At 70.4% G+C, this 10,336-nt stretch carries 11 protein-coding genes; 1 reads left to right on the forward strand and 10 read right to left on the reverse strand.

Annotated features, from left to right (window positions below):
* The 8 genes from lepB (AB8Z36_RS17275) to AB8Z36_RS17310 form a co-directional block, all read right to left on the reverse strand.
* Positions 1–963, reverse strand: a 963-nt coding sequence (lepB, locus tag AB8Z36_RS17275; RefSeq protein ID WP_369214207.1) for a signal peptidase I, incomplete at its 3' end; no start/stop codon positions are given.
* Positions 956–1,672 carry a signal peptidase I gene (lepB, locus tag AB8Z36_RS17280; RefSeq protein ID WP_369214208.1) on the reverse strand — a complete coding sequence of 239 codons (717 nt, stop codon included), beginning with the start codon at positions 1,670–1,672 and terminating at the stop codon, positions 956–958. The genes lepB (AB8Z36_RS17275) and lepB (AB8Z36_RS17280), both read right to left, overlap by 8 nt.
* Positions 1,673–1,717: 45 nt before the next feature.
* Positions 1,718–2,068: a 50S ribosomal protein L19 gene (gene rplS / locus AB8Z36_RS17285; RefSeq protein ID WP_369214209.1), complete on the reverse strand. Its 351-nt coding sequence runs from the start codon at positions 2,066–2,068 to the stop codon at positions 1,718–1,720.
* A 131-nt stretch (positions 2,069–2,199) separates the two neighbouring features.
* Positions 2,200–3,021 (reverse strand): tRNA (guanosine(37)-N1)-methyltransferase TrmD, encoded by an 822-nt coding sequence (gene trmD, locus AB8Z36_RS17290; RefSeq protein ID WP_369214210.1) that lies wholly within the window; start codon positions 3,019–3,021, stop codon positions 2,200–2,202.
* Positions 3,021–3,593, reverse strand: coding sequence for a ribosome maturation factor RimM (gene rimM, locus AB8Z36_RS17295; protein WP_369214211.1), 573 nt, complete (start codon positions 3,591–3,593; stop codon positions 3,021–3,023). The genes trmD and rimM overlap by 1 nt, the downstream gene beginning before the upstream one ends.
* A 125-nt stretch (positions 3,594–3,718) precedes the next feature.
* Positions 3,719–3,958, reverse strand: coding sequence for an RNA-binding protein (locus AB8Z36_RS17300; protein ID WP_014176063.1), 240 nt, complete (start codon positions 3,956–3,958; stop codon positions 3,719–3,721).
* Between the two features lie 2 nt (positions 3,959–3,960).
* The gene (rpsP, locus tag AB8Z36_RS17305) at positions 3,961–4,398 is read right to left on the reverse strand and encodes a 30S ribosomal protein S16 (protein WP_369214212.1); all 438 of its coding nucleotides are present in this window, start codon (positions 4,396–4,398) and stop codon (positions 3,961–3,963) included.
* A 190-nt stretch (positions 4,399–4,588) separates the two neighbouring features.
* Positions 4,589–5,221, reverse strand: a complete 633-nt coding sequence (locus AB8Z36_RS17310) for a hypothetical protein (RefSeq protein WP_369214213.1) — start codon at positions 5,219–5,221, stop codon at positions 4,589–4,591.
* A gap of 471 nt (positions 5,222–5,692) precedes the next feature.
* On the opposite strand from AB8Z36_RS17310, the gene AB8Z36_RS17315 reads away from it, so the two are divergent.
* A complete protein-coding gene (locus AB8Z36_RS17315) occupies positions 5,693–6,580 on the forward strand; it encodes an SAM-dependent methyltransferase (protein WP_369214214.1) in 888 nt (295 codons plus the stop codon).
* Positions 6,581–6,589: 9 nt separating this feature from the next.
* On the opposite strand, the gene ftsH is transcribed toward AB8Z36_RS17315, so the two are convergent.
* Together ftsH and ffh are read right to left on the reverse strand one after the other, a co-directional pair.
* The gene (gene ftsH / locus AB8Z36_RS17320; protein ID WP_369214215.1) at positions 6,590–8,536 is read right to left on the reverse strand and encodes an ATP-dependent zinc metalloprotease FtsH; all 1,947 of its coding nucleotides are present in this window, start codon (positions 8,534–8,536) and stop codon (positions 6,590–6,592) included.
* A gap of 165 nt (positions 8,537–8,701) precedes the next feature.
* Entirely contained in the window at positions 8,702–10,255 is a 1,554-nt protein-coding gene (gene ffh / locus AB8Z36_RS17325; protein WP_369214216.1) for a signal recognition particle protein, read from the reverse strand.
* Between the last annotated feature and the right edge of the window lie 81 nt (positions 10,256–10,336).

Genomic DNA, 10,336 nt, shown 5'->3' on the forward strand with positions numbered 1-10,336 from the left:
CCTCAGTCCGTGCCGCCGCCTGCCCCAGATGCGATGCAGGCCCACCACTCCCATAACGAGCGGGAGTTCCGCAGGGGTCGGGAGCCGGATCAATCCATATCGATCGCCGGGGGCCACCCTATGCGACGCCCCTGTGACCGTGTCCGATGCCGCACGCGCGTCGGGCACGGACGCGTACGTCCCCGGCTCCTCCAGCTTGCGCCAGTGGCCGAAGGGCCAGGCGATGACGAGCGCCCTGCCGACGACCTGGTCCTCGGAGACGGTGCCGCCGAACTTCTCGGTGCGGTGGAAGCGGGAGTCGGCCGAGTCGCTGCGGTGGTCGCCCATCATGAAGAGGCGGCCCTTGGGGACCTTCACCCGGAACTCGAAGGCCGACGGCTTGTCGCCGGGATGGATGTAGGGCTCGTCGAGCGGTACGCCGTTGACGGTGACCTTGTCGTTCTTGTCGCAGCACCGCACGGTGTCGCCGCCGACGCCGATCACCCGCTTGATCAGGTCGCGCTCGCTGTCGGAGGGCAGCAGGCCGATCTGGGTCAGTCCCTCCTTGACCTGCTTGACGACGACGGGGTCGTCCTTCTTCTTGCCCTGTTCCTCTTCGAGCCAGTTGCCGGGGTCCTTGAAGACGACCACGTCGCCACGGGACGGCTTCGAACCGAACCAGGGGGTGAGCTTGTCGACCAGGACCCGGTCACCGACGCGGATCGTCTGCTCCATGGATCCGGAGGGGATCACGAAGGCCTGCACCAGGAAGGTCTTCAGGACGAGGGCTATGAGCAGGGCCACTCCTATGAGGAGCGGTATCTCCTTGATCGCGGAGCGCCTTCTGCGCCGCTTGACCTTCTTGGCGAGCCTGCGCCGGTCGGCCCGGCCGGGCAGCACGGGACCGCTGGTCGGCCGGGAGCCCGTGGGCAGCCGGGTGTCGGCCGCGTGGCCCGCGGCCCGGGGCCGCCCCCGGTTACCCATGCGCGCCGTCCGGGCCGGGCACGCGCGCGTAGCTGTCGGGACGCTCCAGGGAGGTCCAGTGGCCGATCGGCCAGGCGATCCAGTCGGCCCTGCCGATCACCTCGGAGACCGGGATCATGCCCCCGCCCGGCTGTCCCAGATGGTCGCGGGAGTCGCTGGAGTCGCTGCGGTGGTCGCCGAGCAGGAACAGGCTGCCGTCGGGCACCACGACGTCGAAGGGCACCTGCGAGGGGGCGTCCCCCGGGTACAGAAAGGGTTCATCGACGGGCTCGCCGTTCACCTTGATCCTCCCCCGCTCGCAGACCACACGGTCTCCCCCCACACCCACGACCCGCTTGATGTAGTCGGCGTCCCCGAAGTATCCGCTGCCGTCGAAGACGACCACATCGCCGCGCTGCGGCTCGGAACCGAAACGGTACGCCAACTTGTTGACGAGTACCCGGTCCCCGACCCGGAACGCCGGCTCCATGGAACCGCTCGGGATCTGGAAGGGCTGCACCACGAAGGCGCTGACAAGGAGGAGGGCCCCCACGCACAGCAGGAAGGCCGCGGTGTATCCGCCGCCCGGGAGCCGGGAGAGCAGGGACGTGAAAACGAAGCGCGACCGTTCCTCCGTCTCCTCGGGTGCTTCGGCGACGTCGGGGACGTCTCCGGAACCGGAGGGTGGGGAGGAGCGGTCGCGCTCCGTGTGCTGTGCTTCGCTGTCCATCGGAGCCAGATGTTATCCGGCCCCGCCGCGGACCCGCGCGGGAGCTCAGCTGTCGCGCTTCTCCTTGATCTTCGCGGCCTTGCCGCGCAGCTCACGGAGGTAGTACAGCTTGGCGCGGCGCACGTCACCGCGGGTCACGAGCTCGATCTTCTCGACGATCGGCGTGTGCACCGGGAAGGTGCGCTCGACGCCGACGGAGAAGGAGACCTTGCGGACCGTGAAGGTCTCGCGCACGCCGGAACCCTGGCGGCGGATGACGACGCCCTTGAACTGCTGCACACGGGAGCGGTTGCCCTCGATGACGCGCACGTGGACGTTGACGGTGTCACCCGGGCGGAAGGCGGGGACGTCGCTGCGCAGCGACGCGCTGTCGACGGAGTCGAGCAGGTTAGCCATGATCGTCTGCTTTCTTCACTGATGCCACAGGTCATCAGCGGTACGTGGTGATGAGGATTCGGTAGCTGATCGCGTCGGGCGGGCGTCGTTCCCCCTGTGGCAGGGGCGCACGCTGGACGTACAGCAGCGGCCTATTCTTCCACGGCCTCGGGGTCTCGCCCAAATCGGCCGTCCGGCCCCGGCCGCCACCCCAGGATCGAGAGCATCTCGCGGTCCTTCTTGTCGAAGGTCGCGGGGTCGCAGCGCTCGATCAGGTCGGGCCTGTTGCGGGTGGTGCGGCGCAGCGCCTCGTCCCGCCGCCAGCGTGCGATCTTGCCGTGGTGGCCGCTGAGCAGGACGTCCGGGATGCCGTGGCCGCGCCACTCGGGGGGCTTGGTGTAGACGGGCCCTTCGAGCAGGTTGGCCATGGCGCCGGGGGCGAAGGAGTCGTCGCGGTGGGACTCGGCGTTGCCCAGGACGCCGGGCAGGAGCCGGGCCACCGCCTCGGTGACGACCAGTACGGCGGCCTCGCCGCCCGCGAGGACGTAGTCGCCGATGGACACTTCGTAGACCGGCATCCGGGTCGCGTACTCGTCCATGACGCGGCGGTCGATGCCTTCGTAGCGCGCCGGTGTGAAGACGAGCCAGGGGCGCTCGGAGAGCTCGACGGCCAGTTCCTGGGTGAAGGGACGGCCGCTCGGCGTGGGGACGACGAGGACGGGTCCGTGGGCCCCCGCCTCGTACCCCTCGGCGAGTACGTCATCCAGGGCGTCGCCCCAGGGGTCGGTCTTCATGACCATGCCGGGGCCGCCGCCGTAGGGGGTGTCGTCGACCGTGTTGTGGCGGTCGTACGTCCACTCCCTGAGGTCGTGCACGTTCACGTCGAGCCGGCCACGCGCGCGTGCCTTGCCGACGAGGGAGACGTTCAGGGGCTCCAGGTACTCGGGGAAGATCGTGACGACGTCGAGCCGCATCAGGCGCCGTCCTCCGAGGGGGCCGCTTCCTCGGCGGCGTCCCTGGCGGAGGCGATCTCCGCGCGGTCGTCGATGAGGCCCGGGGGCGGGTCGATGACGGCCCGCTGCTCCTCCAGGTCGATCTCGGTGACGATCTCCTCGACGAAGGGGATCATGACCTCGCTGCCGTCGGGGCGCTCCACGATGAACAGGTCCTGCGAGGGCAGGTGGGAGATCTCGGTGATGCGGCCGACCTCGGTGCCGTCGGCGGTGACCACGTCCAGGTCCATGAGCTGGTGGTCGTAGTACTCGTCGGGGTCCTCGGGGAGCTCCGCCGGGTCGACCTCGGCGATCAGGAGGGTGTTGCGCAGCGCCTCGGCCCCGGTGCGGTCGCGCACGCCCTCGAAGCGCAGCAGGAGGCGGCCGCTGTGCACCCGGCCGGTCTCGATGGTCAGCGGTCCCGTGGCGGCGGGGTCGGTGGCGAGCACGGCGCCGGGGCCGAGCCGCAGCTCCGGCTCGTCGGTGCGGACCTCGACGGTGACCTCACCCTTGATGCCGTGCGCACGGCCGATGCGGGCGACTACCAACTGCACTGCGTTTCTCCTCATCCAACGACTACGGGCCGGGGAAGGCCCTGGAGCCCTCCCCGGCCCGGAGCCGGTGCTGCTGTGGTTCTACGAACCCATCGGTCCTGGGAACCCGGTCCTGGGAACCCGGTTCAGCGGACCTGGTCCACGTCGACGAGGTCGACGCGGACACCGCGGCCACCGATGGCGCCCACGACGGTGCGCAGAGCGCGCGCGGTGCGGCCATTGCGGCCGATCACCTTGCCGAGGTCGTCGGGGTGCACCCGGACCTCGAGCACGCGTCCGCGACGCAGGTTGCGCGAGGCGACCTGCACGTCGTCGGGGTTGTCGACGATGCCCTTCACGAGGTGCTCGAGAGCCTCCTCGAGCATGCTCAGGCCTCGGTCGACTCGGCAGGCGTGGCCTCGGCCTCGTCCGCCTTCTTGTCGGACTTCTTGGCCTTCTGCGTGATGGCCTCGCCCTTGGTGTCGTCACCCTCGAGACCCTTGGTGAAGGCCTCGAACGCGGCGCGCTTGTCCTTGGGCTCGGCGACCTTCAGCGGCTCCGGGGCGGGCAGGCCCTTGTGCTTCTGCCAGTCGCCGGTGAGCTTCAGGATGGCCATGACCGGCTCGGTCGGCTGGGCGCCGACGGACAGCCAGTACTGGGCGCGCTCCGAGTTGACCTCGATGCGCGAGGGGTTCTGCACCGGGTGGTACAGACCGATCTCCTCGATGGCCCGGCCGTCACGGCGGGTACGGGAGTCGGCGACGACGATGCGGTAGTGAGGCGCGCGGATCTTGCCCAGGCGCTTCAGCTTGATCTTGACTGCCACGGGAGTGGTGTCTCCTGGTCTTGACGTGGGTGGGCACAACGAAGATGCCGCGTGGGGTTGCGGTACTCGATTGCCCGATGGACGCGTCAGCCGGAGGAGAGAGGGGTCCTGTGCGACTGTCGAGTACAGCTAGCCATTGTGCCATACGCCGACGGGGCGCCCACACCCGGTGCGGGCGCCCCGGTCCAGCTCAGCCCACGCCCGCGCCGATCGCCTCCGGGATACGGAAGGGCTTGCCGCAGCCGCCGCACATGATGGGCGCCTGGGCGAGCACGGAGGGGACCACGCGGACATTGCGTCCGCAGTCGCAGACGGCCTTGACGCGCACGCCGCCGCCCGACGAGCCGTGCCGGGCGGCGGGCCCGCGGAAGCTGCGGGCGGTGTCCGCGGTGGTCGCCGCGGTGTGCGCCTTCAGGGCGCGCTGCAGACGCTCGATCGTCGGGCGATACCGCCTGCGGGCCTCGGGGTTGAGCGTGACCAGGGAGAAGCCGCTGCTCGGGTGCGGCTCCTCGGGGTGGTCCAGGCCCAGCTCCTCGGCGATCGCGAGGAATCTGCGGTTGTGATAGCGGCCGGCTCGTGAAGTGTCGCGTACGCCGCGCGAGGCGGCGATGCCATGGACTGCCTCGTGAAGCAGTCGCTCGAAGGAGAGCTCGGCGCCGCAGGCGGACGACGACTCTCCGATAAGGGATTCGGGCGCGGCAAGGTCGGGCAGCTCGGGGTGGTGCCGCTGAATGTCGGCCCACGCCTGTGCCAGCTCTGCGGCGAGAACAGGTGGTGTCGTGCTCACGTCGTGACAACGAGCCGGGTGCCCTCGGGGTTCCATTCCGGGGCATCTCAAATATTTTGCACGTACCCGTCAGTTGCCGTTGATGCGTCCGGACGAGGGCGGGTGCGCTGATCTGCGGAGAAGCCGCACAGCTCGCACCAAGCCGGTACGTAGCGGCGCGTACGCCCCGGCGCGTAGAGCGCCTGCCCACGCCGGGGCTCGTGATGCCCCCCAGGGCCGACGAGCCGGTTCGTGCGGGCCGGTACCGGAGGCGCCCTCCTCGGAAGGAGCGGGCCACCGCGCCGACGTTACCCGGCGACTCCCCCGCCGCGGGCACCGCCCCGTCGGCGAGCCTCCCCCAGGGGGGCGCACGGCGGGGGCACGCAAGCAGTCCCCGACAACCCCTGGACGCCGGGACCGATGCGGAGTTCTCTGGCATACGGGGGGAGTGCGGGCGCACTGCACGGGGGCGGACGAACCGTTGACCACCGGAACGGCCATAACTCTCAGCGGATTGGGGCGCTTTCGATGACACCAACACTCGCGCAGTCGCACCGTCCCCACGCGGGCTCAGCGCCCCGTGTGGACCTGTGCGCACGCGCGCGTGACTGGGCGGAGATTCAAGAACGGATGCTGGTCCCGCTCTATGAAGCGGTGTACGAACGACTTGAGGTGGGCCGTGGCACCCGGCTGCTCGGCCTCGGCTGCGGCTCCGGGCTCGCCCTCCTGATGGCCGCCTCGCGGGGTGCCACGGTCACCGGCGTCGAGGCGTCGGCGCCCGAGCGGCTGGCCCTCGCGCGCACCCGGCTCCTCGGGGACGCCACGGCGGAGACGGCGCCGGAGGCACGCGCGCGCGGGGAGGCGACGCTCCTCGACGGCGGTCCCGCGGCCGCGGCGGCCCCCGGGACGCCCGCGTACGACCTCGTCACCGCGTTTCACCCGATCGGATGTGTGGCGGGCGACTCAGAGGGGCTCTCCACCCTCCTGAAGGAAGCGGCTCCGCTCGCCACGCGCGGCGCGCCCGTGGTGCTCGTCGGATGGGGCCCTCCGGAGCGCTGCGCCACCTCCGGCGTCCTGCGGGTGGCGACCAAGCTCGCCGATCCGCTGCGCAGTACGGGCAGTTGGCGCCCGGCGCTCCGGGACGACCTGGAGGAGGTCGCCCAGCGGGCGGGGCTCAAACCGGACGGCTCGGGGCGGGTCGCCTGCCCCTTCGGCTACGCGGACGTGGACAGCGCGGTCCGCGGGCTGCTCTCGACCGGCCTGTTCGACGCGGCGGTGGGCGCCACGGACCAGGTGCAGGTCGACAAGGAGCTGACGGAGGCACTGCATCCGCACCGCAGGCGCGACGGGACGGTGTGGATGTCCAACGTCTTCAGGTATCTGATCGCCAGGACACCGGCGCGCGCCGAGGCCTGATCCGCCGGTTCACGGGCCCGGGTGGCCGCCCTTGGTCATCCGTGTGATGCCCGCGACCCGGTAGGCCTGTGCCTCCTCCAGGGTCTCGTTCTCCAGCAGGGCGGCGGCCAGCGCGTCGAGCCGGTCGCGGTGGTCACGGAGCCGGCGGCAGGCGCTCTCGTAGCACTCGTCGACGATCCGCCGCATCTCGCCGTCGATCGCGTCGAGGGTCTCCGGGGCGGCCGCGAGCCCGTACGCCTGCTGGGCGTCGGACGGAAGCGCGGAGAGGCGGCCCACGCGCGCGCTCATGCCCCAGCGGCCGACCATGCCGCGCGCGATGCTGGTGACCTGCTCCAGGTCGTTCTCGGCACCGGTGGTGACGACTCCGTAGACGACGTGTTCGGCGGCCATGCCCCCCAGCGCACCGATGATGCGACCTCGGAGGTACTCCTCGGTGTACGCGTACTTGTCGGAGTCCGGGGTGGACAGGGTGACGCCGAGCGCGCGCCCACGCGGGACGATCGTGATCTTGCGGACCGGGTCGGCGCCGGGCTGGAGCATGCCGAGGAGCGCGTGCCCGCTCTCGTGGTACGCCGTGCGCCTGCGCTCGTCGTCGGGCATGACCAGCGGCCGCTCCGCGCCGAGCTGGACCTTCTCCATGGCTTCAGAGAGATCGGCCTGCGTCACCGTGCGCTGTTTGCGCTTGACGGCGATGAGAGCGGCCTCGTTGGCCAGGTTGGCCAGTTCCGCGCCGGTCATGCCCGGGGTCGTACGGGCGACCTGGGCCAGGTCGACGTCGTCGGCCAGCGGGATGGCCCGCGTATGGATCCTGAGGATCGCCTCGCGTCCGCCGCGGTCGGGCGGCGAGACGTTGACGACGCGGTCGAAGCGGCCGGGCCGGGTGAGCGCCGGGTCCAGGATGTCGGCGCGGTTGGTGGCGGCGAGCACGATGACGCCCTCCGCGCCCGAGAAGCCGTCCATCTCGGTGAGGATCTGGTTCAGGGTCTGCTCGCGCTCGTCGTGGCCGCCCATCGCGCCCCCGCCGCCGCGCGCGCGTCCGATGGTGTCGATCTCGTCGATGAAGATGATCGACGGCGCGACCTTGCGGGCCTCGGCGAAGAGCTCCCGTACGCGGGAGGCGCCCACGCCGACGATCATCTCGATGAACTCCGACGCCGACGCGGAGAAGAAGGGCACGCCCGCCTCGCCCGCGACGGCGCGGGCGAGCAGCGTCTTGCCGGTGCCGGGCGGCCCGGCGAGCAGCACGCCGCGGGGCATCTTGGCGCCCATGGAGCGGTAGTCGTCCGGGTTCTTGAGGAAGTCGACGACGTCGTTGAGCTCGCCCTCGACCTCGTCGATGCCCGCGACGTCCTCGAAGGTCGTCCGCTTGGCTCCTGGTTCGAGCGCGACCGGCTTGGGCGGCGCCTTGCGCCCGAGCATGCCGCCACCGCCGCCCATGCCCGCGCTCATGCGCCGCGCGATGAAGATCCACAGGACCACGAGCAGCAGCATGGGGGCGAGCGAGATCAGCAGGTTCGAGAGGAAGCTGCGCTCCTGGACCACGGGTTCGGCGGTGACGGTGACGTCGTGCTTGGTCAGGTCCTCCCAGAGCTTGTCGTCGGCGAAGGCCGGGCGCTGGGTGGTGAACTTGGTGTACTTCCCCTCGTCGTCGCCCGGCTTGTCCTGCTCCTTCTTGAGCTGCCCCTGGATCGAGTCGCCCTTGGAGTAGATCTTCGTGACGTTGCCCGCGTCGACCTGTTTGCTGAACTCCGTGTAGGAGATCGTCGGCTCGTCGCCCTCGTTGAAGAAGCTCAGCACGACATTGGCGATGAGGTAGACGATCAGGGCCGTGAGGATGAGACCGCCCCAGCCGCCCGGCATCTTCTTCTTCGGCGGCGGCGTGGGCTCCGGCGAGGGCGCGCCCTCGGAGCGCCACGGCTTGTCGGGCGCCCGGTCCGGCGGCACGGGGTTGCTCATATCCGGACGTTACGACACAAATAACAGGCCAGCACCTGCTCAGCGGCGCTTGCGGGCACCCACCCGGAAACGCCGGAGGACACCCACCCGGAAACGCCCGAGGGCGCCCCCGCCTGCGGGAACGCCCTCGTACGCGCGTACGCACCGACCGTGCGTGCCGCGCTCTCAGCCCATGAACTTCTTGAACTCGTCCGGCAGCTCGAAGTCCTTGCCCGGCTGCGCGCCCGGCAGCCCGAGGGCGGAACCCGCCTGGTTCGCGGCCTCGCGGCGGGCGGCGGCCTCCTGCTCCTCCTGCTTGCGCTTCATCGGGTTGCCCGACTTTCGCTTGCCCTTGGCCTGCTTCTGCTTCTTCTTCTGCTTGCCCACGCCGCCGCCCATGCCCGGCATCCCGGGCATACCCGGCATGCCGCCGCCCTGCGCCATGCGGGACATCATCTTGCGCGCCTCGAAGAACCGCTCCACGAGGTTCTTCACGGCGCTGACCTCGACGCCGGAACCCTTGGCGATACGGGCTCTGCGGGAGCCGTTGATGATGGTCGGCTCATGCCGCTCGGCGGGCGTCATCGACTTGATGATGGCCGCGGTGCGGTCGACGTCGCGCTCGTCGAGGTTGTTGATCTGGTCCTTGATCTGCCCCATCCCGGGCATCATGCCGAGCAGCTTGCTGATGCTGCCCATCTTCCTGACCTGCTCCATCTGCGCCAGGAAGTCGTCGAGCGTGAAGTCCTTGCCCTTGCTGCTCGCCAGCTTGGAGGCCATCTTCTCGGCCTCTTGCTGGGAGAAGGTCTGCTCGGCCTTCTCGATGAGCGTGAGCATGTCGCCCATGCCGAGGATGCGGGACGCCATGCGGTCCGGGTGGAACGCGTCGAAGTCGTCCAGCTTCTCGCCGTTGGAGGCGAACATGATCTGGCGCCCGGTGACCTGCGCGATCGACAGCGCGGCACCACCGCGCGCGTCACCGTCCAGCTTGGAGAGGACCACGCCGTCGAAGCCGACGCCGTCCCGGAAGGCCTCCGCCGTGTTGACGGCGTCCTGACCGATCATGGCATCGACGACGAAGAGGACCTCGTCGGGGCTGACGGCGTCGCGGATGTCCGCGGCCTGCCGCATCAGCTCCTGGTCGATGCCGAGGCGACCGGCGGTGTCGACGATGACGACGTCGTACTGCTTCGTCCGCGCGAACTCGATGGAGTCCTTGGCGACCTGTACGGGGTCGCCGACGCCGTTGCCCGGCTGCGGGGCGTACACCCCGACGCCCGCGCGCTCGGCGACGACGCTCAGCTGGTTGACGGCGTTGGGGCGCTGGAGGTCACAGGCGACCAGGAGCGGGGAGTGGCCCTGCCCCTTCAGCCAGAGGCCGAGCTTGCCCGCGAGGGTCGTCTTACCGGCACCCTGGAGACCCGCGAGCATGATGACCGTCGGGGCGGTCTTGGCGAACCGCAGCCGTCGCGTCTCGCCGCCGAGGATGCTGACGAGCTCCTCGTTGACGATCTTGATGACCTGCTGGGCGGGGTTGAGCGCCTGCGAGACCTCGGCGCCGGCCGCGCGCTCCTTGATCTGCTTGATGAAGGCGCGGACGACGGGCAGGGCCACGTCGGCCTCGAGCAGGGCGATGCGGATCTCGCGCGCCGTGGCGTCGATGTCCGCCTCGGACAGGCGGCCCTTGCCCCGGAGGTTCTTGAATGTCGCTGCGAGGCGGTCGGAGAGAGTATCGAACACGGACAGGTCGCCTTCCAGAGTATCTGCCGGAGGCGGCGCCCGAAGCCGTGGGCGGCTCTTGCCCCGCGGGGACCGGGTCAC

It is taken from the genome of Streptomyces flavofungini (assembly GCF_041028215.1).
GTDB classification, from domain to species: domain Bacteria; phylum Actinomycetota; class Actinomycetes; order Streptomycetales; family Streptomycetaceae; genus Streptomyces; species Streptomyces flavofungini_B.

Coding starts and splice junctions, on each gene's coding strand:
- lepB (WP_369214208.1), bottom strand. CDS start 1,672: ATGGACAGCGAAGCACAGCACACGGAGCGCGACCGCTCCTCCCCACCC.
- rplS (WP_369214209.1), bottom strand. CDS start 2,068: ATGGCTAACCTGCTCGACTCCGTCGACAGCGCGTCGCTGCGCAGCGAC.
- trmD (WP_369214210.1), bottom strand. CDS start 3,021: ATGCGGCTCGACGTCGTCACGATCTTCCCCGAGTACCTGGAGCCCCTG.
- AB8Z36_RS17300 (WP_014176063.1), bottom strand. CDS start 3,958: ATGCTCGAGGAGGCTCTCGAGCACCTCGTGAAGGGCATCGTCGACAAC.
- AB8Z36_RS17310 (WP_369214213.1), bottom strand. CDS start 5,221: ATGGAACCCCGAGGGCACCCGGCTCGTTGTCACGACGTGAGCACGACA.
- AB8Z36_RS17315 (WP_369214214.1), top strand. CDS start 5,693: ATGACACCAACACTCGCGCAGTCGCACCGTCCCCACGCGGGCTCAGCG.
- ftsH (WP_369214215.1), bottom strand. CDS start 8,536: ATGAGCAACCCCGTGCCGCCGGACCGGGCGCCCGACAAGCCGTGGCGC.